General features: G+C 72.4%; 27 protein-coding genes. 8 read left to right on the plus strand and 19 right to left on the minus strand.

Features of this window, described 5'->3' with window-relative positions; translation table 11 throughout:
• Window positions 1-192: 192 nt before the first annotated feature.
• Genes AC0IW9_RS05720 through flgB form a run of 7 tightly spaced genes read right to left on the minus strand, consistent with a single transcriptional unit; the run spans window position 193 to window position 4,990 of the window.
• A complete protein-coding gene (locus tag AC0IW9_RS05720) occupies window positions 193-1,746 on the minus strand; it encodes an ATP-binding protein (protein WP_471647247.1) in 1,554 nt (517 codons plus the stop codon).
• Complete coding sequence (locus AC0IW9_RS05725; protein WP_471647248.1) at window positions 1,739-2,794, minus strand: EscU/YscU/HrcU family type III secretion system export apparatus switch protein; 1,056 nt, start codon at window positions 2,792-2,794, stop codon at window positions 1,739-1,741. The genes AC0IW9_RS05720 and AC0IW9_RS05725 overlap by 8 nt, the downstream gene beginning before the upstream one ends.
• A 3-nt stretch (window positions 2,795-2,797) precedes the next feature.
• Window positions 2,798-3,571: a flagellar biosynthetic protein FliR gene (locus AC0IW9_RS05730; protein WP_471647249.1), complete on the minus strand. Its 774-nt coding sequence runs from the start codon at window positions 3,569-3,571 to the stop codon at window positions 2,798-2,800.
• Complete coding sequence (locus tag AC0IW9_RS05735) at window positions 3,571-3,843, minus strand: flagellar biosynthetic protein FliQ (protein ID WP_471647250.1); 273 nt, start codon at window positions 3,841-3,843, stop codon at window positions 3,571-3,573. The genes AC0IW9_RS05730 and AC0IW9_RS05735 overlap by 1 nt, the downstream gene beginning before the upstream one ends.
• 41 nt (window positions 3,844-3,884) lie before the next feature.
• Window positions 3,885-4,181 (minus strand): flagellar hook-basal body complex protein FliE, encoded by a 297-nt coding sequence (gene fliE, locus AC0IW9_RS05740; protein ID WP_471647251.1) that lies wholly within the window; start codon window positions 4,179-4,181, stop codon window positions 3,885-3,887.
• Window positions 4,181-4,588: a flagellar basal body rod protein FlgC gene (gene flgC / locus AC0IW9_RS05745; RefSeq protein WP_471647252.1), complete on the minus strand. Its 408-nt coding sequence runs from the start codon at window positions 4,586-4,588 to the stop codon at window positions 4,181-4,183. The genes fliE and flgC overlap by 1 nt, the downstream gene beginning before the upstream one ends.
• An 18-nt stretch (window positions 4,589-4,606) precedes the next feature.
• Window positions 4,607-4,990 (minus strand): flagellar basal body rod protein FlgB, encoded by a 384-nt coding sequence (flgB, locus tag AC0IW9_RS05750; protein WP_471647253.1) that lies wholly within the window; start codon window positions 4,988-4,990, stop codon window positions 4,607-4,609.
• A 96-nt stretch (window positions 4,991-5,086) separates the two neighbouring features.
• On the opposite strand from flgB, the gene AC0IW9_RS05755 reads away from it, so the two are divergent.
• From AC0IW9_RS05755 to fliP, 3 genes are read left to right on the plus strand one after another with little or no spacing between them, the layout of a single operon-like run.
• The gene (locus AC0IW9_RS05755; protein ID WP_471647254.1) at window positions 5,087-5,344 is read left to right on the plus strand and encodes a hypothetical protein; all 258 of its coding nucleotides are present in this window, start codon (window positions 5,087-5,089) and stop codon (window positions 5,342-5,344) included.
• A 45-nt stretch (window positions 5,345-5,389) separates the two neighbouring features.
• The gene (locus tag AC0IW9_RS05760) at window positions 5,390-5,665 is read left to right on the plus strand and encodes a flagellar biosynthetic protein FliO (RefSeq protein ID WP_471647255.1); all 276 of its coding nucleotides are present in this window, start codon (window positions 5,390-5,392) and stop codon (window positions 5,663-5,665) included.
• A complete protein-coding gene (gene fliP / locus AC0IW9_RS05765) occupies window positions 5,662-6,402 on the plus strand; it encodes a flagellar type III secretion system pore protein FliP (RefSeq protein ID WP_471647256.1) in 741 nt (246 codons plus the stop codon). Before AC0IW9_RS05760 ends, fliP begins: the two co-directional genes overlap by 4 nt.
• A gap of 15 nt (window positions 6,403-6,417) precedes the next feature.
• Here fliP and speE read toward each other — a convergent pair whose 3' ends face one another.
• The 9 genes from speE to AC0IW9_RS05810 all read right to left on the minus strand — a co-directional run bounded on the left by speE (window position 6,418) and on the right by AC0IW9_RS05810 (window position 14,619).
• Window positions 6,418-7,287: a polyamine aminopropyltransferase gene (gene speE, locus AC0IW9_RS05770; RefSeq protein ID WP_471647257.1), complete on the minus strand. Its 870-nt coding sequence runs from the start codon at window positions 7,285-7,287 to the stop codon at window positions 6,418-6,420.
• A gap of 72 nt (window positions 7,288-7,359) precedes the next feature.
• Window positions 7,360-7,815 (minus strand): adenosylmethionine decarboxylase, encoded by a 456-nt coding sequence (gene speD / locus AC0IW9_RS05775; RefSeq protein WP_471647258.1) that lies wholly within the window; start codon window positions 7,813-7,815, stop codon window positions 7,360-7,362.
• A gap of 157 nt (window positions 7,816-7,972) precedes the next feature.
• A complete protein-coding gene (locus tag AC0IW9_RS05780; protein WP_471647259.1) occupies window positions 7,973-10,696 on the minus strand; it encodes a hypothetical protein in 2,724 nt (907 codons plus the stop codon).
• A 199-nt stretch (window positions 10,697-10,895) separates the two neighbouring features.
• A complete protein-coding gene (locus AC0IW9_RS05785) occupies window positions 10,896-11,486 on the minus strand; it encodes a protein phosphatase CheZ (protein WP_471647260.1) in 591 nt (196 codons plus the stop codon).
• A complete protein-coding gene (locus AC0IW9_RS05790; protein WP_456307267.1) occupies window positions 11,479-11,859 on the minus strand; it encodes a response regulator in 381 nt (126 codons plus the stop codon). The genes AC0IW9_RS05785 and AC0IW9_RS05790 overlap by 8 nt, the downstream gene beginning before the upstream one ends.
• A gap of 46 nt (window positions 11,860-11,905) precedes the next feature.
• Window positions 11,906-12,520: a MotE family protein gene (locus AC0IW9_RS05795; RefSeq protein WP_471647261.1), complete on the minus strand. Its 615-nt coding sequence runs from the start codon at window positions 12,518-12,520 to the stop codon at window positions 11,906-11,908.
• Window positions 12,520-12,987, minus strand: a complete 468-nt coding sequence (locus tag AC0IW9_RS05800; protein WP_471647262.1) for a DUF6468 domain-containing protein — start codon at window positions 12,985-12,987, stop codon at window positions 12,520-12,522. Before AC0IW9_RS05800 ends, AC0IW9_RS05795 begins: the two co-directional genes overlap by 1 nt.
• A 1-nt stretch (window position 12,988) precedes the next feature.
• Window positions 12,989-14,047 carry a flagellar motor switch protein FliM gene (gene fliM, locus AC0IW9_RS05805; RefSeq protein ID WP_471647263.1) on the minus strand — a complete coding sequence of 353 codons (1,059 nt, stop codon included), beginning with the start codon at window positions 14,045-14,047 and terminating at the stop codon, window positions 12,989-12,991.
• Window positions 14,044-14,619 (minus strand): flagellar basal body-associated FliL family protein, encoded by a 576-nt coding sequence (locus tag AC0IW9_RS05810; RefSeq protein ID WP_471647264.1) that lies wholly within the window; start codon window positions 14,617-14,619, stop codon window positions 14,044-14,046. Before AC0IW9_RS05810 ends, fliM begins: the two co-directional genes overlap by 4 nt.
• A gap of 194 nt (window positions 14,620-14,813) precedes the next feature.
• Here AC0IW9_RS05810 and flgF point away from each other — a divergent pair, with 194 nt between their 5' ends.
• From flgF to flgH, 4 genes are all read left to right on the plus strand, one after another.
• A complete protein-coding gene (gene flgF / locus AC0IW9_RS05815) occupies window positions 14,814-15,545 on the plus strand; it encodes a flagellar basal-body rod protein FlgF (protein WP_471647265.1) in 732 nt (243 codons plus the stop codon).
• A gap of 63 nt (window positions 15,546-15,608) precedes the next feature.
• On the plus strand, window positions 15,609-16,394 hold the full coding sequence (flgG, locus tag AC0IW9_RS05820) for a flagellar basal-body rod protein FlgG (protein ID WP_471647266.1): 786 nt from the start codon (window positions 15,609-15,611) through the stop codon (window positions 16,392-16,394).
• An 11-nt stretch (window positions 16,395-16,405) separates the two neighbouring features.
• Window positions 16,406-17,338: a flagellar basal body P-ring formation chaperone FlgA gene (gene flgA / locus AC0IW9_RS05825; protein WP_471647267.1), complete on the plus strand. Its 933-nt coding sequence runs from the start codon at window positions 16,406-16,408 to the stop codon at window positions 17,336-17,338.
• 11 nt (window positions 17,339-17,349) lie between these two features.
• The gene (gene flgH, locus AC0IW9_RS05830; protein ID WP_471647268.1) at window positions 17,350-18,072 is read left to right on the plus strand and encodes a flagellar basal body L-ring protein FlgH; all 723 of its coding nucleotides are present in this window, start codon (window positions 17,350-17,352) and stop codon (window positions 18,070-18,072) included.
• Here flgH and AC0IW9_RS05835 read toward each other — a convergent pair.
• The gene (locus tag AC0IW9_RS05835; protein WP_471647269.1) at window positions 18,069-18,704 is read right to left on the minus strand and encodes a glutathione S-transferase family protein; all 636 of its coding nucleotides are present in this window, start codon (window positions 18,702-18,704) and stop codon (window positions 18,069-18,071) included. The genes flgH and AC0IW9_RS05835 overlap by 4 nt on opposite strands.
• A 41-nt stretch (window positions 18,705-18,745) precedes the next feature.
• Here AC0IW9_RS05835 and AC0IW9_RS05840 point away from each other — a divergent pair, with 41 nt between their 5' ends.
• A complete protein-coding gene (locus tag AC0IW9_RS05840) occupies window positions 18,746-19,471 on the plus strand; it encodes an SOS response-associated peptidase (protein WP_471647270.1) in 726 nt (241 codons plus the stop codon).
• On the opposite strand, the gene AC0IW9_RS05845 is transcribed toward AC0IW9_RS05840, so the two are convergent.
• Window positions 19,461-20,390 (minus strand): dihydrodipicolinate synthase family protein, encoded by a 930-nt coding sequence (locus AC0IW9_RS05845; protein WP_471647271.1) that lies wholly within the window; start codon window positions 20,388-20,390, stop codon window positions 19,461-19,463. The two genes, AC0IW9_RS05840 and AC0IW9_RS05845, sit on opposite strands and share 11 nt — an antisense overlap.
• Window positions 20,390-21,817 (minus strand): M20 family metallopeptidase, encoded by a 1,428-nt coding sequence (locus AC0IW9_RS05850; RefSeq protein WP_471647272.1) that lies wholly within the window; start codon window positions 21,815-21,817, stop codon window positions 20,390-20,392. The genes AC0IW9_RS05845 and AC0IW9_RS05850 overlap by 1 nt, the downstream gene beginning before the upstream one ends.
• Window positions 21,818-21,823 lie beyond the last annotated feature (6 nt).

The raw sequence follows: 21,823 nt of genomic DNA on the forward strand, positions 1-21,823 counted from the left end.
GTTCAACGGCCACAGCGCTTGCAGTGACTGAAGCGGGTACGGCCGAGGGTTGCAACGCCCGTCAGCCTAACACGCCCCTTAATCGGAACGAAATAGTATCGAAAACCACTCCGCCACCTTGCGGTGGCCATGACCAGAGTATGGTCCCTGGACCCGGGAAAAACAAGAACATTTAGTAAACACGGACGCCGTTCAGGCGGCGGCGAAGGCGGGCCGCAAGGCCTCCGCCAGGGTCGCCAGCAGCTCGGCCGGGGCGTAGGGCTTGGCCAGGAAATGGAAGCCCTCCCCGGCCAGATCGGCCTGCAGGGCGGCCTGGGCATAACCGGAGACCAGCACGACGGGCAGGTCCGGCCAGCGCTGGCGCAGGGCACGGGCGAGTGCCACCCCATCCATGCCGGGCATGGCCACGTCGCTCACCAGCAGGGCGGGACGCGGCGCCGCCTCGAGCCGGGCCAGGGCCGCTTCGGCGGAATCGGCCGGCAGGACGGTGTGGCCGGCCCGGGTCAGGACGCGCTCCGCCAGGCGGCGCAGCGGATCCTCGTCCTCCACCAGCACCAGCAGGCCGGCGGCGGCGGGCGGGGCCGGAGCGGCGGCGGCCGGCACCGCCGCAGGCAGCGGATCGGCCGGGGCATCCTGGCGCGGCAGGTGGATGCGGAAGCGGGTGCCGGCGCCGGGCCGGCTTTCGACCGCGATCTGCCCGCCGGACTGGGCAATGATGCCCTGCACGGTGGCGAGGCCGAGGCCGGTGCCGCCCTTGTCCGGGCGGGTGGTGAAGAAGGGCTCGAAGAGCCGCGGCAGCGCCTCGGGCGGGATGCCGCAGCCGGTGTCGCTCACCTCCAGCACCACGTAGCGGCCGGGCGGCAGGCCGGCGGCCCCTTCCGCCTCCGGCCGCAGTACCAGCGCATGGGTGGTGGCGATGGTGAGGGTGCCGCCGCCGGGCATCGCCTCCCGCGCATTCACCGCGAGGTTGAGCAGGACCTGGTCGAATTGGGTGGGGTCCACCCGGATGCGGCGGCCGGGTTCCTCCAGCGCCAGGTCGAGCCGCAGCCCATCGCCCAGCAGGCGGCGCAGCAGCGGGGCCATGGCGGTGATGGCCTGGTTCACCGCCAGGATGCGCGGCTGCAGCCGCTGCTGCCGGGCGAAGGCTAGCAATTGGGCGACGAGGGCGGCGCCGCGGCGGGCGGCATCCTCCATCCCCGCCAGCTCCGCCAGCGCGGAGGGGGCCAGGCCGCCGCCGCGCAGGGCGTCGGCGCCGCCGAGGATGGCGGTCAGCAGGTTGTTGAAATCATGCGCGATGCCGCCGGCCAGCCGGCCGATGGTCTCGAGCCGGGCGCTGGCGGCGAGGCGGGCCTCGGCGCGGCGTTCCGCGGTGCGGTCCAGCACCCGCAGCAGCAGCCGATCGCCGCCCGGCAGCGGCTCCACGGTCAGGCTCCATTCGGCGTCGGGGGCTGCGGCCGGGTCGGCCGGGGCGGCGCGGAACGGCTCGACCCGAAGCGGCTCGGTTCCCTGGCGTGCGGCCAGCAGCAGCGCCAGGCCGGGGCGATCGGCCGGGGCGACCAGCCGTGCGGCGGGCAGGCCGGGGCGCAGCGCCAGGGTCGGCCCCGCCAGCCGGCCGAGCGCCGGATTGGCGGCGAGGATCGCACCCTCGCGGTCGAGCAGCGCCATGCCGTCCGGCGCCGCGTCGAACAACCCGCGGAAGGCGGCATCCGCCGTACCGGCGCGGCGGAAGAAGCCGCGCTCAGCCATGCCGCGTGCCCTGGAGGCGCCAGACATAGGCGATGATCTCGGCGACCGCCTGCCAGTGCTCGGCCGGGATCTCGGTATCCGGCTCCAGCCGCCAGAGGGCGCGGGCGAGCGGCGGATTCTCGACGATCGGCACCCCATGCTCGACCGCCGCGGCCCGGATGCGGGCTGCCATGGCATCGACCCCCTTGGCCACCAGCCTCGGCGCCGAGGATTGCCCCTGCGCGTAGGTCAGAGCGATAGCGTAATGAGTTGGGTTGGTGACGACAACCGTTGCCTTCGCCACGGCCGAGAGCATCCGCTGCCGCGCCCGCATCTCCCGCAGCCGGCGCAGCCGGGCCTTGATCTGCGGATCGCCCTCGCTGTCCTTGTGTTCCTGCTTCAGCTCCTCCCGGCTCATCCGCATCTTCCGCAGGTGGCGCCAGCGGACCCAGAGCAGGTCCAGCAGGGCGATGCCGCCGAAGGCGAGGAGCGCGGCGACCAGCAGGCGCAGGGCACCATGGCCGGCCTGCCGCAGCAGGATCGCGGCGGGTTCGTGCAGCGCGGCCTGCAATTCGCCCAAATCCACCGCATGCCAGAGCGCGGCGGCGACCAGGGCCAGCTTCAGCAGGGTCCGCAGCAGCTCGGCCAGGCCTTCCGGACCGAGCAGGCGCTTCAATGCGGCGAAGGGATCGACCCGGGCGAATTGCGGCGCCAGCGCTTCCATCCGCAGCAGCGGGCCGGTCTGGGCGATGCTGACCAGGATGCCGGCGGTGACCACCAGACCGAGGACCGGCAGCAGGGCCAGCGCCGAATGCCGCAGCAGCGCGGGAACCAGGGCCATGCCTTCGCCGGCATCCGGCGCCTCCAGCATGGCCCGCATGGTCCGCAGCCATTCGAGGCCGAGCGGCGGCAGGGCCAGGAAGCCGGCCATGGTGCCGGCCAGAAGGGTGGCGAAGCCGATGGCCTCACGCGAGACGGGCGCCTGGCCTTCCCGCTGGGCCTGGTCCAGCCGGCGTTGGGAGGGGGCTTCCGTCGGGTCGCCGCTGCTGCCGTCGTCGCCCTCGGCCATGGCTCAGCCGGTGCCCGGCAGCAGCAGGGCCTCGCCGGCGCCGGCCAGCCAGACGGCGATGATGGCGGGCAGCAGCAGGCCGAGCAGCAGCAGCCCGGCGATGATCTGGCCGGGGGCGGCGATGGTGAAGACCTGGACCTGGGGCGCCACGCGGGCCAGCAGGCCGAGCGCGAAATTGCCGAGCACCGCGGCGAGGACCAGCGGCGCCGCCAGCCGCAGCGCCAGGGCCAGGCTATCGGCCACCGCCCGGGCGACGGATTCGGCGGTGCGGCCGAAGGAGAGCGCGGCCCCCGGCGGCAGCACCGCGTAGCTTTCGGCCAGTGCCCGCAACGGCAGGGCATAGAGCCCGGTCGAGAGCACCAGGGTCGCCGCCAGCAGGGAGAAGAGCCGGCCCGAGGCGGTGGACTGGGCGCCGAGGATGGGATCCGTCTGCAAGGGGCTGGCGAGGCCGACCATGAGCGCGACCACCTGCCCCGCCTGGCCCAGCGCCAGCGCGACCAGCCTGGCGAGCAGGCCGAGCCAGAGGCCGATGGCGGTCTCCAGCAGGATCAGCCGCAGCAGCTCCGGCACCTGCTCCGGCTGGGCGGGCAGCATCGGCGCGAGGCCGGGCAGCAGCAGCGCGACCAGCGCCAGCAGCAGGGCGAGCCGGATGCTGGGCGGCACATCCTGTTCCCCCAGGCCGGGCAGCAGCAGCACCGCGCCGCCGAGCCGGGCCACCAGCAGCACGAAGTGGAAGGCCAGCGCCGGCAGCGTGTCCAGCATCAGGGCGGAGGGCATCAGGGCAGGCCGCCGATGGCGACCACGCGGTCGAAGAGGGAGGCGGCATAGCCGCGCATGGCACCCACCATGGCGGGACCGAGCAGCATGAGCACCACGCCCAGCACGATCAGCTTCGGCAGGAAGGCCAGGGTGGATTCCTGGATCTGGGTCAGTGCCTGAATGAGGGAGATGACGAGGCCGATGGCCAGCATGGCGCCCAGCGGCGGGCCGCCGAGCTGCAGGGCCATCCACAGCGCCTCCCGCACCGCGAGGGCGGTCTGGTTCTCCATGGCAGCACCGCCTCCTGCGGTGGACGCGCGGCGGACCGGCGTCAGATCGGCATGCGCATGACGTCCTGATAGGCGGAGACGACGCGGTCCCGCACCGCGACCGCGGTCTGCAGCGCGAGCTCGGCGCGGGAGACGGCGAGCACCACGTCGGAGACGCTGCCCTGGCCGAGCAGCGCCTGGGTGCTGGCGGCATCGGCGCTGCGGCCGAGCTGGACGGCGCCTTCGACGGCGCGGGCCATGGTGGCGCCGAAGCCGCCGTCGCCGCCGGGCTCGGCGATGGGGGATTGCGTCGCGCGATAGGCGGCGGCGGCCGTGACCGGGGCGACCGCACCCGGCATCAGCGCAGCGCCTCGATCGTGCGGGTCAGCATGCCGCGGGTGGTCTCGAGCACCGAAAGGTTGGCGCTATAGCTGCGCTGCGCCTCCCGCATGTCCATCATCTCGATGAGGCTGTCGACATTCGGCTGCTTGACGTAGCCGCGGGCATCGGCGGCCGGATGCGCCGGGTCGTGCACCTGGGGGAAATCGCCGGGGGCGGTGCCGATGCGGCGGACCTCGACCGATTCGGCGCCCATGGTGCGGTCCAACCTGTTGCCGAAGCTGACGGTCTTGCGGCGATAGGGATCGGCGCCGGGGGACTGGCCGGTGCTGTCCTGGTTGGCGAGGTTCTCCGCCACCACGCGCAGGCGCATGGATTGCACCTGCATGCCGGCGGCCGAGATGCGCAGGGCGTTTTCGAGGTCCATGGTCAGGCTCCGTCAGGGTTATTGCGGCCGCCCGAGGGCGGTGCGAAACAGGCCGACCCAGCGGCGATAGAGGCCGGTGGCCAGGGCATGCGCCGTATCGGTATCCGCGACCCGCATGGCTTCGCGGTCGAGCGAGACGGCATTGCCATTGGGGGAGCGGTCGGTGGTGGTGCGGTCCACCCGGGTGCGGGCTGCGCCACCGGCGCCGGGAAGGTGCTGGCTGGCGGTCTGGGTCATGGCGAAGGCGCCGGCCAGGCTGCGCTGGAAGCTGCCGATGTCGCGCGGGCGGTAGCCGGGGGTATCGGCATTGGCGATGTTCTGCGCCAGGACGCGCTGGCGTTCCTCGAGCCAGGCGATCCGGCGTTCCGCCAAAGCGACCGTTGATGTGCGCGTCAGGTCCATGCGGCATCCTGGCCGCGAAGTTGGAAAGAATCGGTGAATCGGCGGGGCGGCGGCGGGGCAGGGCTTTGTTAACCGCGGCGGCGGCATGGTGCCGGCATGACCCATGGCCGCAGCCCCGATGCCTCGACCCTCGCCGCCATCGAGGCCCTGCACGGCACAGTGATGATGGCCCGTGCCCTGGTCTCGACCGGGCGGCAGGTGGATCTCTCCGGACTGGATACGGAGGCCGAGGGGGTCTGCCTGGCGGTGGCGGGGCTGCCGGCGGCCGCGGCCCGGCCGCTGCGGCCGGCGCTCGAAGCCCTGGCGCGCGAGGTCGATGGCCTTGCCGCATCGCTGCCGCCGCCGCTGCCCTGACGCGCGGCGCCGAGATGTCCCACCCCAACGCTGGCAGGATGCCGCATGACGATCGATGCCGGACAATGGTTGCAGGCGGCAGGCGCCCTGGCCGCGGTGGTGCTGCTGATCTGGCTGCTCTCGCGCGGCCTGCGCCGGGGCGGGCTGGCGCCGCGGGAAGGCCGGCGGCTGGCGGTGCAGGAGGTACTGGCGCTGGATCCGCGGCGCCGCCTGCTGCTGCTGCGCTGCGACGGGCGTGAGGTCCTGGTGCTGACCGGCGGCGCGCAGGATGCGGTGCTGGGATGGCTGCCCGAGGCGGCGGCGAAGGGGCCGGCGGCATGAGGCGGCTGGGGCTTGGGGTGCTGCTGGCGGCCATGGCGCTGCCGGCGGCCGCGCAGAGCGTGAGCATCGATCTCGGCGCCGCGGGTCAGCCCGGCGCCACCATGCGGCTGGTGCAGCTCACCGCGCTGATCGGCGTGCTGTCGCTGGCACCGTCGCTGCTGGTGATGGCGACGGCCTTCACCCGGATCGCCATCGTGCTCTCCCTGCTGCGCAGCGCGATCGGGGCGCAGGGCGTGCCGCCGAATCCGGTGCTGATCGGGCTGGCCCTGTTCCTGACCGCCTTCGTCATGCAGCCGGTCCTGGAGCGGAGCTGGCAGGAGGGGCTGGCGCCGATGATGGAGGGACGGCTGAGCGAGCTGGAGGGGCTGGCGAAGACGGCGGAGCCCTTCCGCGGCTTCATGGCCTCCCAGGTCCGGGACGCCGATCTGGCGCTGTTCCATGACCTGGCGGGGCTGCCGCAGCCGGCCGAGGGCGCGGCGCCGGATCAGCTCGCCTGGCGCGCCCTGCTGCCGGCCTTCCTGGTGGGGGAGCTGAAGCGTGCCTTCGAGATCGGCTTCCTGCTGTTCCTGCCCTTCCTGGTCATCGACCTGGTGGTGGCCAGCCTGCTGATGTCGCTGGGCATGATGATGCTGCCGCCCAGCGTGGTCTCGCTGCCCTTCAAGCTGATCTTCTTCGTGCTGGTCGATGGCTGGCGGCTGGTGGCGGGAAGCCTGGTGCAGGGCTTCGCCGGCGGCTGACCGCCACCGCCATGCTCAGGCCTTCGGCAGGTGCTGCGCGATATAGGGCGGCAGGTTGAAGGCGCCGAGGTGGATCTCCGGCGTCCAGTAGCGGGTCAGGCCGAGCATGCCGGCGGCCTGGGCACGGGCCCGGATCTCGGCCAGCGGCACGGCACGCAGGCCGGCATCCTTGGCGGCCCAGCCCAGGGTCATGAAGCCGCCGACATAGGTCGGCACCGCCGCGACATAGGCGAAGACATCGGCGAAGGCCTTGGCGCGGCGCAGGCTGGTCTCGTGCAGCTCATCCGCCTGCATGAAGGGCACGCCGCACTGGTTCACCACCAGCCCGCGATCCGAGAGGAGCCGGGCGCAATTGGCGTAGAATTCATCGGTGAAGAGCACCTCGCCGACGCCGATCGGGTCCGTGCTGTCGACGATGACCACGTCGAAGCTGGCATCGGCCGCCTGGCGGACGTAGTCGATGCCGTCGCCGACGATGACCTCGGCGCGCGGATCGGTCCAGGCTTCGCCGGCGATCATCGGCAGATGCTCCTTGGCGAGGCGGATCACCTCGCCATCGATCTCGACCATCACGGCCTTCTCGACCGTGCTGTGCTGAAGGACGCGCTTCAGCACGCCGCCATCGCCGGCGCCGATGATGAGGACGCGCCTGGCCGCGCCATGCGCCAGCAGCGGCACATGCGTCAGCATCTCCTGATAGACGAATTCATCCGCCTCGGTGATCTGCACGACGCCGTCGAGCAGCATCACCCGGCCATGGGATTCGCTCTCGAAGACCATGATGTCCTGGAAATCGCTCTGGACCCGCGCGAGCTCGCGCTTCACCCGGAAGCGCTGGCCCCAGTCGGGATAGAGCGTCTCATTCACCCAAGAGTCGGTCGCCATCGAGGCCCCCATCAAACGAAGAAGGGCGGGACCCTAAGGCCCCGCCCTGGTTCCTGCACGCTCGGCTTGATGTCAGCCGATCATGCCGCGCTTGTGCTCGTTCAGCTGGACGCTGCCCGGCATGAAGCCGCGCTTCAGCACCGGGATCGCCTTGTACGGATTGCAATCGCCGCAGACGAAGATGTCGAGCGCGGCGTAGTCCCGCTCCGGCCAGGTGTGGATCGAGACATGGCTTTCCGCCAGCACCAGCACGCCGGACACGCCGGCATTCGGGCCGAAATGGTGGAAGTGGCCATGCAGGATCGTCGCACCGGTGGCGATCGCCGCTTCGCGCAGCACCGCATCGATGTGTTCCGGATCCGCGAGGTTGGTCGCGTCCCAGAGGTCGATGATCAGATGCGTGCCGGCGAATTTCACGCCGTCACGCACGACAAAGTAGTCCTTGGCCTCGCTCGCCGAGGTTTCAGTATTCTGGGCTTCGCTCGGGAGCAACTCCGAGACCATCCCCAGTTGGAGAAGAGCGTCCATTCGCGGGCTCCTATTCCCACCAGCAGATGACCAGGAAGATCAGGATTGATCAGGTCAACGGGGCGCGGATATGGGGCAAGGGGGGGTAGGACGCAAGCGGAAATCGAAGCTGGGTCGCCGAAATTTTTGCCGCCCTCCCCCGCATCAGACGCGGGACTTATCGCGTGACCGGGCCGCCCGCCCGCAATGCCTCCAGCCGGGAAGGCATCGACCGGAAGAGTTGCAGCTCCCGCTGCAGCCGCGGCAGGTCGGCGAGGCCGCGCTGCGGGTCGGCGGTGAGCAGGGTGAAGGCCTCGGCCAGCGGCCCGCCCTGCAACCGCGGGGCGAAGTCGCCACGCCAAGCGGCGAGCGCCGCGTCGTCGCCGGCAAGCACCAGCATGGCGGCCTGGCGCAGCACGAGGCGGCGCTGCGATTCATCGAGCGGCGCCGGCGCGGGCGGCAGCGACGCCTGCAGGACGCCGGCGAAGGCGGCGGCGGCGCCCGCCCAGTCCTGCAGCTCGATCAGCATCTGGCTCAGCGGCTCGGCGCCTGCGGGACCGAGGGTGCGGAGGGCGGCGACCGCCTCCTCGCGTTGGCCGAGGCGCCCCTGGGCACGGGCGGCGAGGATGCGGCGCTCCCGCGTCAGCGCCTCGGGCAAGGGTTCGGCGAGGCTGGCGTCCAGCGCCGCAAGGGTGGCGCCGGCATCGCCATCCAGGAAGCGCAGCGCGGCCTGGCGCAGCCCCAGCGCGGCGCGGGCGACACCCTGCGTCCGCGCCGCAGCCTGGCCCAGCAACGTGGCGGCACGTTCGGCGAGATCGAGCGCCACCAGCCGATCGGCGAGCATGAGCATGGCGGCCTCGCCCGCTTGGTCGCCCGGCAGCAGCTCGGGATAGGCATCGAAGAGGGCGACGGCGGCGAGCGGTTCCGCCTGCTGGAGCGCGCCGAGGAAGGCGGTGCCGATCGCCGGACGCAACTGCGCCGCGCGATCGGCAAAAAGTACCTCCGTCTCCCGCAGCAGGGCCAGGGCACCGCGGGCATCGCCGGAGTTGCGCCGCAGCTCGGCGACGCGGATGCGGATGCCGGTTTCCTCCGATTCGTCGCGCCAGGCATGGATCGTGGCCTCCAGCGCCCTGGCCGCCTGCGCCTTGTCGATCTTGCCGGTGGCGAGGCGCAGTTCCACCGCCCGGCGCAGGGCGCGGGCGCGGGCCATGCGGTCACGGCCCTGGGCCACCTGGTCGTAGCCGGCCAGCGCCGCCGCGGGATCGCCTTCGGCTTCCGCCAGCATCGCCCGTGGCAGGGCGAGTTCGGGCAAGGGACCGGCGCGGTCGAGCAGCTGCTTCAGGCCGGCCGTCGCCCCGGCCTCGGCCAGGGCCAGGGCGATGGGCGGCAATAGCCGGGCACGCAGGCCCTGGGGATAGTCGAAGAGCAGCGGCAGCGTGGCGGCGAGGCCGGGCGCCGCGGCCCGGGCATCGCCGAGCGCCGCGGCGAGGAGGGCGCGCCAGAGGGTCAGCTCATCGGTTTCCGGCAGATCCGCGGTGCGCAAGGCCATGGCCTGGGGCAGCCGGCCGGATAGCAGCGCGGCGACGCCGACCAAACCGGCGAGGCGCGGATCGGTCGCGGCCTCCGGATCCTCCCCGGGGGCCAGGCCGAGCAGGGCTTGCGCTTCCTGCGGCAGGCCGAGCGCCAGCAGCGTTTCGCCGGCGGCGCGGCGGAGCGGCAGGCGGGTCAGCGGCGGGGCGGCGGCGATGCTGGCATTCAGCGCGCGCAGCCGTTCCAGCAGCTGCGCCGGCGGCAGCCGCGGCAGGTCGAAGCTGCGGGTCATAGCATCGCTGGGCGCCGGCTGCGCCGCGGCGAGGTCGAGCGCGAGGCGGCCGCTGCCGGCGGCAATGACGAATTGCTCCGGCCCGGTGCGCATGGTCACCTGATCCGCCCGTGCCAGCACGGCGGCACCGAGCAGGGTCGGCGGCAGGTCCAGCTCCGGCAGGCGGCGGGCGATGGGCATGAACTGGCCGGCAGCCCGCACCGTGCCGAAGAGCAGCGGCATGCCGGTTTCCGGATCGGTCAGCGGAACCACGCGATTGGGCTGGGTGGCGCTGATGGTGATGCGGGGGGTGGCGCCGCCCTGGGCTTCCAGCGCCATGGTGCGGTCGGTGCCTGCGGCATCCCGCTGCTCGCTCGGCCGGGCGGCTTCGAGCACCCATCCGGCGGCCTCGCGCCGGGCGCGGAGGATGGCGGGCGGGGCCAGCGGCAAGCGCAGCAGGGTGGCGCCGGGCAGGCTATCGACCTCCAGCCCGGCGAAGACCGGGTCGTTGCGGAGGGCCGCGACATTCAGCGGCTCGGCGCTGTCGAAGAGGGCGAGGATGAGGCTGCCGCGGCGGAGCACGGCGGCGCCGGTGCCGGCCGGATAGGGCAGCAGGATGGCACGGTCCCGGCCCGGCGGGGCGAGCACGCGCACCACCAGGGCAGCGGCGCTCGGCAGGACCATGGGCGGCGGCGCAGGCGCGGCGGCAGCCTCGGGCGGGACCGCTGCGGGCGGGGCCGCGGCAGGCTGGGCAGCCGGCGCGATGCTGGGCGGCAAAGGGGACGCGACAGGGGAAGCCGCTGGCGGGCTGGGCGCTGGCGGATCGCGCCGGGCCGCGCGGTTGCGGGGGCTGGCCTCGGCCGTCGGCGTCGCGGCCCGGGGTTGCGGCGGCGGCGTGGGGGCCGCCGCCGCGGCCGGGGCGACCGGATCCTGGATATCGACGACGAGCTTGGGGCCGATCCGGAAGACCCGGGCGCGGGCGCCGGGGCGCAGGCCGATGCGGATTCCATCCGCTTCGGCGGTCAGGCTGGCGACGTTGCGCGGCGGCCGGCGCGCCGCCGACAGGTCGAAGACGGCGCCGCCGCGGAAGCGCAGGACCATCGCCTCCCCGCCTCCTCCTGGGTGAAGGCGGGCGGCGCGGGCCAGTCGAGGACGATGCGGCCATGGCCGGGATGGTCGCCCACCCGGACCGCGACCCTATCCTGCGCCCGCGCCGGGGGGCCCGGCACGACGGTGGCCAGGGCCCAGAGCAGCAGCGCCGCCCCAGTCCGCAGCCACCCTCGCGGGGGCCAAGCCAGCATCAATCGAAGCTCGCCAGCAGGCGGTCGATTTCGGCCTGGGAGGTGCCGGAGCCGGGCAATTGGGGCCCGTTCGCCAATTCCTGGCCCTCGGTGCGCGGCGTCGCCGGGGCATCCGGTTCCGGCGGCGGTGCGCCGCCACGACCGAAGCTCTGCGTCACCGCGGCCACCCGCTTCTCGATCGACTTCAGCGCGGAGACCACCTTGCCGATCCGCTGGCCGGTGATGTCCTGGAAGCTGCAGGCCTCGTAGATGCGGGTCACCGCGCCCGACAGGACCTCCGCATCGGCGCCGGTCAGGCGGGCCTGCAGCCCCTCCAGCGTTTCGCAGCAGTCGAGGATCTCGTTGGTCGCGGTGGCGGTATGGCTGACCACCGCATCCAGCTCGTCGGTCGCGGTGGGGATATGCGAGGCGTTGATGTCGTCGACCCGCAGCGCGGCGATCTCGCTTTTGGCGCGGGCAACCTCGCGGCCGAGCGCCTCCAGCTCCCCGAGCAACGCCACTTCGGTCACGGTCATGTCGCCGGCCATGCTGCCGAGCACCGCGCGCACGGCTTCTTCGATCCGGTCTCCGCCGGCCTCGCCGTCAGGCATCGGTCAGCACCTTCTCGATCTTGCCGCGCAGCGTCTCGGCGTTGAAGGGCTTGACGATGTAGTTGGAGACGCCGGCGGCCTTGGCGGCAACGACGTTCTCGGTCTTGCTCTCGGCGGTGATCATGATGAAGGGGGTTTCCTTCAGCCGCGCATCGGCCCGGACTTCCTTCAGCAGGTCGAGCCCGGTCATCGGCTGCATGTTCCAGTCGCTGATCACCAGGCCGAACTGCCCGGCGCGCAGCTTGGCCAGCGCCTCCTGCCCGTCCGAGGCTTCCTCGACATTGTCGAATTCGAGCTGCTTCAGCAGGTTCCGGATGATCCGCAGCATCGTCTTGTAGTCGTCCACGATCAACACGTTGGTGGTCTTGTCCATTGCCATCCTCGCGGGCTCCTCAGCCTGGTTCGCCGTTGTCCGTCACTCACTCCGCCGGCCGGGCACGATGCCGAGCCAGTTCCGCGGTCAGCAGCCGGGCGCGATCGGGCTTCATCGCGCCGAGCACCGGTGCCGCCTTCGCCTCCCGCATCCGGTCCATGAGCTGGACCAGAACGGGCATCTCGAGGTCGTCGAAGATCGCCGCCGCGTCGCGCGGCCGCAGGCCCTCGTAGAGCTTCACCATCTGCCGCCAGCCGGCCTCCTCCCGCTCGGAGCGGGCGCGGTCGATGGCTTCCAGCCGCTGCTGCAGCGCGCCCAGCTCCTCGATGCGCTGGCCGAGCCGGCGTTCGGCGGCGGCCAGCACCATCTCCCGCGCGGCGAGTGCCTCGTCGCGGGTCTCGAGCTCGGTGCGGCGGGCGCGCAGGCCTTCGAGCAGCAGGCGCTCGGCGCGCTGCTCGGGCGTCGGCCCCTCCGGCACCGGGGGCGGCGCCGGGGGTGGCGGCGCGGCGGCCGGTGGCGGGGCCGGGCTGCTCGCCTGGGCCATGGGCAGGAGTGCCGCCTGCGTCTGCGGCAGGCCCATGACCAGGGCGCTGACCTTGGCCACCAGCAGCAGCAGCACCGCGGCCAGAGCAGCCGGCAGCAGGCGGGGGCGCCAGCGCATCAGCGGCCGCCCCGCGCCACCGGGCGCGCGACGCCCTGGCCGAGCGTGCCCTGCGTGAGGGCCCGCAGCAGGTCGCGCTCCGCCTGGCTTTGCCCGGGCATCGCTGCGGCATGGGCAGGGGCGGCGTCGGTCGCCGCAAGCGGCCGGGCGAGGCGGACCAGGCCATCCAGCCGGTCGGCCAGGCCCTCCGCACGCTCGACGAGGTAGCGGAGGTCGTCGCGCATCGGCTCGGCCGCCGCCAGCTTCTCTGCCACCTGGCGGCCGGCACCCTCGGCCGAGGCGCGCAGGCGGATGGCGGCGGCTTCGGCCATGCGGGTGGCGTCGCCGAGGCCGGCCGCGCTCGCTTCCAGCGCGACGCGGTCGCGCCGCACCGAGGCCAGGCCGCGTTCCAGCCGGATGATGAAGGGCATCGCCGCCAGCAGCAGCAGGATCAGCAGCAATTGCGCCGACCATTCGAACCAGCCCATCTCAGACCTCCGCCTTTTGGCGCAGCTCGCGCATGATCCGCACCGCCAGGCGATTTTCGCGGCGGCCCAATTCGGCCTCGAACATCGGCACGTCGCCGCAGCGCAGCCGCACCGGCGCGCCGGGCGCGGCATTCAGGGTGATGCGGTCGCCGCGCTGGAGCGACATGATGGCGGCGAGCGGCATGGTCTGCTCATCGAGCACCACGTCCATCGAGAGCTCGGTGTGCCGCAGCTCCTCGGCGAGGTGGGTTTCCCAGATGCTGTCGCGGCCGAATTTCTCGCCCATGAATTGCTGGAGCAGCAATTCGCGGATCGGCTCCAGGGTGGCATAGGGCAGCAGCAGCTCGATCTTGCCGCCGCGGTCCTCCATGTCGACCCGCAGGCGCGAAAGGATGCAGGCATTGGAGAGGCGGGAGACGGCGGCGAAGCGCGGGTTCACCTCCAGCCGCTCGAAGCGGAAATTCGCCGGCGAGAGCGGGCTGAAGGCATCCGTCAGATCGGCCAGCACCACGGTGATGAGGCGCTCGACCAGGGTGCGCTCGATGGTCGTGTAGGGCCGGCCCTCGATGCGCATGGCGGCGGTGCCGCGGCGGCCGCCGAGCAGCACGTCGACGACCGAATAGATCAGCGCGCTATCGACGACGATGAGGCCGTAGTTGTCCCACTGGTCCACCTTGAAGACCGCCAGCATGGCCGGCAGCGGCACGCTGTTCAGGTAGTCCCCGAAGCGCAGGGAGACGATGCTGTCGATGGAGACTTCGACGTTGTCGCTGGTGAAATTGCGCAGCGAGGTGGACATGATGCGCACCAGCCGGTCGAAGATGATCTCCAGCATCGGCAGGCGTTCGTAGGAGACCAGGCCGGCGCTGACGACGCGCTGGATGCCGGAGAGGCCTTCCTGGTTGGCCGGGCCGTCGCCGACGCCGAGCAGGCTGTCGATCTCGGCCTGGTTGAGCACGCGGGTCTGGTCGAGGCTGGCGGCGGCATCGCCGGGCGCCTCCCCCTCGGCCTCGAGCGCATCGCCCCAGGCAGCCGCGAGATCGTCGTCCTCCGTGCTCATTGCAGCAGGAGCTCGATGAAGAGGATATCGGCGACGCGGACCGGGGCGACGGCGAGGTTGGCGCGGGCCATCAGCTCCTCCCGCAGGCGCTGGGTGCCGCTGCTGCCGCGCAGCTCCTCCGGCCGCATCTCCCGCAGGTAGGTGGTGAAGAGGTCCTGCAGGCGCGGCATGGCGGCCTGGATCGCCCCGGCATCCTCCGCCTTGGTCAGCTCCAGCTTGCTGCGCAGCTTGATGTAGCTGGCGCGCCGGCCGGTGGCGCTGAGATTGGCGACGATATCCGGCATGTCGAAGAAGACCGGGGAACGCGCGGCGCCGCCGGCCGCGGGGGCGGGCGCGGTGCCGTGGCCGGCGGCAGCCGGGGCCCCGTGGCCGGAGCCGCCATGTCCGGCGGCCGGCGCATGCGCATCGCCATGCGCGGCGGCTTCGGCGGCGGGTGCGCCCATGCCCAGCAGATTGGGCAGGATGCCGCTGAACCACAGCCCGGCACCGACGGCGGCGAGCACCAGCGGCAGGGCAAGCAGGAGCAGCTTGCCCTTGCCCCCCTTCTTCGCTGGTTTTGCCTCTTCCGACATGGGCCACCCCGGTCCGCCTGGGGGGAGTGTGACTCGGGACGACTTAAGGAAGGCTTGAGAGGGGGGGTGCGGCGCGGACCGGCAGGAGCTGCCGGGCGCGGCAATCCTGGCCGGGCCGCAGGCAGGATCGGGCTGCCCCGGCGCGCATCCGGGCTGGCATGGGGGTTGCGGTGGGGCCCGGGCAGGAGGCCACCATGGACCAGCCGGGCTATGTCGTTCTGTCCCGCCTCAGCGCGCAGCTGCGGGCGACCCAGGTGCTGGCGAACAACCTCGCCAATGCCGATACGCCCGGCTACCGCGCGGAGCGGCCGGTCTTCGCCAGCTACATCAGCCGGGCGCGGGGCCAGGACCTGGGCGGGGAGGTCGCCTATAGCCTGGACCGGGCGAATTGGCGGGACACCCAGCCGGGGCCCATCGCCACCACCGGCAATCCGCTCGACGTGGCGCTGCGCGGCGACGGCTTCTTCGTGCTGGAAACCCCCAATGGCGAGCGCTACTCGCGGGCGGGGCGCTTCACCCTCGATCCCTCCGGCCGCATCACCGATCCGGATGGCAATGCCGTGCTCGATCCGCGCGGCTCGCCGATCACCCTGGCACCGGGCGACAGCCGGATCGAGATCCTCGGCGATGGCACGGTGCGCAGCGAGAATGGCGTCATTGGCCAAGTCCGCGTGGTGCGCTTCGCCGATCCGCAGCGGCTGCGGGCCGAGGGCGCGCGGCTGTTCTCCACCGAAGATGCGCCGGAGGACGTGCCGAGACCGCAGCTCGTGCAGGGCGCGGTGGAGGGCAGCAACGTCAGCGCCATCGGCGAGATGACCCGACTGACCGAGCAGGTCCGCCAGTTCCAATTCGCCACCCAATTCGCCGAGCGCGAGGGCGATCGGCTGTCCAGCGCGGTGGACCGGATCCTGCGCCGGCGGAGCTGACGCCGGCCCCCCTCCCCTCGGCCACCCGCCCTTCGGCGCCCCGCCCCTTCAGGAGTGAACGACATGCGTGCCTTGCAGATCGCCAGCACCGGCATGATGGCCCAGCAGACCAACGTTGAGGTCATCTCGAACAACATCGCCAATATGAGCACCACCGGCTACAAGCGGCGGCGGGCCGAATTCCAGGATCTGCTCTACCAGAACATGCGGCGCGTCGGCTCGCAGTCCTCGGAGAACGGCTCGATCCTGCCGGCCGGGGCGCAGGTCGGGCTGGGGGTGAAGACCGCCGCCATCTACCGCATCGGCGAGCAGGGCAGCCTGTCGCAGACCGACAACCGCTTCGACGTCGCCATCCGCGGCAACGGCTTCTTCCAGGTGCAGATGCCCTCGGGCGAGACCGGCTATACCCGCGACGGCACCTTCGGGCTTTCCGCCGAAGGCCAGCTGGTGACGGCGGAGGGCTTCCTCGTGCTGCCCGCCATCACCGTTCCCGCCGCGGCGGTGGACGTCACCATCAACGCGACCGGGGAGGTGCTGGCCAAGCTGGATGGCCAGGTGGCGCCGGCCAATGTCGGGCAGATCCAGACCGCGATCTTCGCCAACGAGGGCGGGCTGGAAGCGATCGGCGACAATACCCTGCTGGCGACCCCCGCATCCGGCCAGGCGCAGCTCGCCGCGGCGGGCCAGCCGGGGCATGGCCAGGTGCTGCAGGGCTTCATCGAGACCAGCAACGTCAACGTGGTGCAGGAGATCACCCAGCTCATCACCGCGCAGCGCGCCTATGAGATGAACAGCAAGGTCATCACCGCCGGCGACGAGATGCTCTCCACCCTCTCGCGCATGCGCTGAGGAGGCGGAGCATGCGCCTCCTCGCCGCCCTGCTGTTCCTCGCCGCGCCGGCCATGGCGCAGGAATTCGCCGCCGCCCGGCCGCTCGCCACGGTCGAGGACCCGACCCTGCGGCTGGGCGACATCTTCGAGGGCGCCGGGCCGCGCGCCGGGCTGTCGATCGGCGCCAGCCCGGCCCCCGGCCGCCGGCTGGTGCTGGAGGTGCCGCAGCTGGCGGCGATCGCCCGGCTGCATGGGCTCGGCTGGCGGCCCGCCTCCCCGCATGAGCGGGTGGTGGTGGAACGGCCGGGGCGGCCGGTGCCGCGCGAGGAGATCGAGGCGGTGCTGCGCGACGAGCTGCTGCGGCTGGGGATGGAGCCGGAGGCGGCGCTGGATCTCGGCGCCCTGGCGATGCCGCTGGTCCCGCCCGCCGCCCCGGCGCAGCTCAGCGCCGAGGCGGTGAGCCTCGATGCCCCCAGCGGCCGCTTCGGCGCCACGCTGGTGGTGATGGCGGAGGGGATGGCGGTGCAGCGGCTGCGGCTTTCGGGCCGGGCGACGCCGACCCTGCTGGCCATGGTCGCCGCCCGCCGCATGGCGATCGGCGAGGTCATCGGCCCCCGCGACGTGCGGATGCAGCGGCTGCGGGCGGACCGGGTGCGGGCCGGCACGGCGGAGCGGCCGGACCAGGTGATCGGGCTGCAGCTGCACCGGCCGCTGGCGGCGGAGGCGCCGGTCTTCACCGCCGACCTCGGCCCGCCCGCCGTCGTCGAGCGGAATGCGCTGGTGACCATGGTGCTGGAGGCGCCGGGGCTGTCGCTCAGCGCCCAGGGCCGGGCGCTGGAAGCGGCGCCGCGCGGCGGGCTGGTGCCGGTGATGAACCTCGCCAGCCGGACGGTGGTGGAGGGCGAGGTGATGGGACCCGGGCGGGTGCGGGTGGCGATGGGCGCCGCGCCGCTGCGGCGCTGAGGGAGGCCGCGATGCGCTTGTTGCTGATCCTGCCGCTGCTGCTCCTTGCCGGTTGCGGCGGCCTCGAGCGGCTGTCCCGCATCGGGCGGGCGCCGGAAACCTCGGCGGTGCAGAACCCGACCGCCGATCCGGCCTGGCGGCCGGTGACCATGCCGATGCCCGCGGCGCATGAGGCACCCTCGGTGGCGAATAGCCTGTGGCGGCCGGGCAGCCGGACCTTCCTGCGGGACCAGCGGGCGGCCCAGGTCGGCGACCTCGTCACCATCCTGGTCAGCATCTCGGACGATGCCCAGCTGCAGAACCGCACCCAGCGGACCCGCAACGGCACCGACAGCATGGGCCTGCCGCAGATCTTCGGCATGCAGACCCGCTGGCTGCCGCGCGCCGCCAGCCCGTCGAGCCTGATCGATTCCTCCGGGGCGCAGACCTCGGACGGCAATGGCACGGTGAAGCGCGGGGAGACGGTGAACCTGCGGCTGGCGGCGACGGTCATCCAGGTGCTGCCGAACGGCAACCTCGTCGTCTCCGGCAAGCAGGAGGTGCGGGTAAGCGCCGAGCTGCGCGAGCTGGCGGTGCAGGGGGTGATCCGGCCGGAGGACGTGGCCAGCGACAATACCATCCGGCACGACCGGCTGGCCGAGGCGCGCATCAGCTATGGCGGGCGGGGGACGCTCTCGGACCTGCAGCAGCCGCGCTATGGGCAGCAGCTCATGGACGCGATCCTGCCGTTCTAGCCGCGCCGCGGCGGCGGCGGCTCGCTGGCCGCCACGCTGGGCCGTGCCAGATGGCGGGCGAGGTAGCCGCTGAGCGCGGGCGAGGCGGCGATCATCGCCCCGGCCTCCGGCAGCTTCGCCAGGTAGTAGAGGATGGGCACCAGGTTGGCATCGGCCAGGGTGAAGGCCTCGCCGACCAGATGCCCGGTCGCCTCCATGCTGCGGGCCAGCAGCGCCAGCTGGCCTTCGACCTCCGGCAGGGCGGCGTCGATCCGCGCCCGGTCCGGGCTGCCGTCGGCGGTGCCGGGGAAGACATGGCCATAGAGGTAGCGCCGCATGCAGAGGGGATCGATGGTGGTATTCACCAGCGAGACCCATTGCTCGACCAGGGCGCCGGCCAGCGGATCCTCGGGGATCAGCTTCGGGCCGGGGAAGCGGCGGTCGATGTAGGTGCAGATGGCCTTGGATTCATAGAGCACCACCGCGCCATGCCGCAGCACCGGGATCTTGCCGAAGGGGTGCAGCGCCCGCATCTCCGGCGACTGCGGGAAGCCCCGCGTCAGGGTATAGGGGACCGCCTTCTCCTCGCAGAGGATGCGGCAGGTCCAGACGTAGTTGCTGCGCGCCACGCCGATGATCTCGAGCTCCGCCATCGGTGTCTCCCCTGTTCGTCCGGCTGGTATAGGATGGGTGCATGTGCGGACGCTATTTCCAGCAACGCGGGACCGCCTCGGTCGCGCGCTATTTCGAGACGACCAACCCGGTGCCGAATACGCCGCCGAGCTGGAACCGGGCGCCGACCCAGGATGCGCTGGTGGTGCGGCGGCATCCGGAGACCGGGGCGCGGCACCTCGACCCGCTGCGCTGGGGGCTGGTGCCGCGCTGGGCGAGCGACCCCGCCGTGGGCAGCAAGATGATCAATGCGCGGTCGGAGGGGATCACCGAGAAGCCCTCCTTCCGCGAGGCCTTCCGCAAGCGGCGCTGCCTGGTGACCGCCGATGGCTTCTACGAATGGCGCACCGAGGGCAAGTCGAAGCAGCCCTTCGCCATCTGCCTCGCAGGCGGCGAGCCCATGGCGCTCGCCGGGTTGTGGGAAGGCTGGCGGGCGCCGGATGGCAGCATCATGCGGACCTGCACCATCGTCACCGGCGAGGCGAACGAGAAGCTCTCGGCCATGCATCACCGCATGCCGATGATCCTGCCGCGCGAGGCCTGGCCCCTGTGGCTGGGCGAGGTGCCGGCGGAGCCTTCGGCGCTGCTCGCGCTGCTGCGGCCCTGCCCGCCGGAGCAGGTGCTGGCCTGGCCGGTCAGCCCGCGGGTGAACAAGGTGGCGGAGAACGACGCGCGGCTGCTGGAGCGCGATCCGCTGGCGATGCCGCCGGCGGGCCTCGACGACCCGCCGCCGGATTTCAGCGACTGAGCACGGGATCGCGGGCGGCGAGGCGGTCGTAGAGCGCATCCACCTCCGCCCGGGTCTCCGGCGTCAGCTTCGGCCCCGGGGCGCGCAGCGCGGCGCTGGCGATGATGCCGCGGCGGGCCAGCACATGCTTGCGGACGGCGAGGCCCAGCACCGGTTGCAGCTCGTAGCGGATCAGCGGCAGGTGCAGGTCGAAGAGGTCATGCGCCGCGGCATGGTCGCCGGCCGCGACCAGGCGGCAGACCCGGTCCAGCATCTCCGGCACCGCATAGCCGGTCATGATGCCATCGGCGCCGCGCTGCAATTCCTCGACCAGGAATTGCCCGCCGTTGCCGCCGAGGATGGCGATGCGGCGCATCCGCCCTTCCGCCGTCATCCGGCGGAGGGCGGTGAGCTTGTCGAGGCCGGGGTTGTCCTCCGCCTTCAGCATCACCAGCCGCGGGTCCTCGGCCATGCGGCGGATCATCTCGGCCGACATGAAGATGCCGGTCGCCTGGGGATAGTCCTGCAGGACGTAGGGCGCCTCGCCGACCGCCTCGGCCGCCTGGGCGATATAGGCCACCACGGCATCGTCGCCGCGCAGGCCGGGCGGCGGGGCGATCATCACCCCGGCCGCACCCGCCTCCATCGCGCCGCGGGCCAGCGCCTTCATGCTGGCGAAGCCGGGCGAGGAGACGCCGACCACCACCGGCACCCGCCCCGCCACGCGCTTCAGCACCTGGCCGGTGAAGGCCAGCGCCTCGGCCGCATCCAGCTTCGGCGCCTCGCCCATGATGCCGAGGATGGTCAGGCCGCTGGCCCCCGCCGCCAGATAGGCATCGACCATGCGGTCGGTGCTTGCGAGATCCAGCGCGCCCCCCTCGGTGAAGGGCGTCGGCGCGATGACATAGACGCCGGACGCCGTCTCATCGAGGCGCGGCATCAGGCGGTGGCCTTCGACATGTCGAAGGGCGGCTGCACGTCGGGCGAGAGCACCGGCGTATAGGGATTGCCGGCGGTGCGCTCGGCGAGGTCGGCCTTGGCGGTCTCGATGATCGCGGGGTTCAGGATGGCGTCGACGGCGGTGCCGGCCATCACCTTGGCCACATGCACCATGCCCTTGTGCGCGGCGGGCAGCATGCCCTGGCCGGTGAGCTGCCAGGAATGGCCCGGCGTGCCGATGGCATAGACCGCGCCGCGGGCCTGCACCGTGGGCACCACCCAGCTCACGTCGCCGACATCGGTCGAGCCCATCATCGGCGCGCCGCGCACCTCGAGCGGCACGACCACGTCGCAGAGGGTCACGCCCTTGCGCACCGGCAGGCCGATGCGGCGCCAGGAGGCGGTGACATCCTCCTCGGTCAGGGTCGCCTGGAATTCGGCGGCCTTGGCGCGGTCGGCATCGTCGAAGGGCGGCGGGCCGAGGCGGTCGAAATTCGCCTGCATGGCGCGCTCGAGCGGCAGGTTGCCCATCAGGTTGGAGACGCCGGAGACGATCTGCGCCTCGACCTTGGTCTCGGTCATCAGCGCGGCGCCATCGGCGATCTTGCGGACCCGCTCGATGAGGCGCTTGAGTTCGACCAGGTCACGGGCGCGGATGAGGTAGCGGACCTTGGCGGTCGGCTGCACCACGTTCGGCGCGACGCCGCCGGCATCGAGATAGGCGTAGTGGATGCGGGCGTCGGAGGGCATGTGCTCCCGCATGTAGTTCACGCCGACATTCATCAGCTCCACCGCATCCAGCGCGGAACGGCCGAGATGCGGCGCGGCGGCGGCGTGCGAGGCACGGCCGACGAAGGAGAAGTCGATGCGGGTATTGGCGAGGCTGATCGCTTCCTGCACCGCGGCGAAGGCGGCGGGGTGCCAGGAGATGGCGATGTCCACATCGGAGAAGGCGCCGTCGCGGACCATGAAGCCCTTGGCGGCGCCGCCTTCCTCGGCCGGGCAGCCGTAGTAGCGGACGCGGCCGGGGATCTTGTGCTCCGCCAGGTAGTCCTTCACCGCCGTCGCCGCCAGCAGCGAGGCGGAGCCCAGCAGGTTATGGCCGCAGCCATGGCCGAAGCCGGGGCCGGGCAGCGGCCGCGGCTCGGCGACGCCGGCTTCCTGGCTGAGGCCCGGCAGCGCGTCGTATTCGCCGAGGATGGCGATGACGGGACCGCCCTCCCCCGCCTCGCCCATGACGGCGGTCGGGATGCCGGCGACCTGCTCGGTCACCCGGAAGCCCTGCTGCTGCAGCATGGCGGTATGCTCGGCGCAGGAACGCGTCTCGGTATAGGCGAGTTCGGGCATGTGCCAGATGCGGTCGGACAATGCCTCGAAGTCGGGCTTCTTGGCGTCGATCAGGCGCCAGATCTGTTCGGTGTTTTCCATCGGGGT

The sequence above is a fragment of the Belnapia sp. AC561 genome, assembly GCF_979252845.1.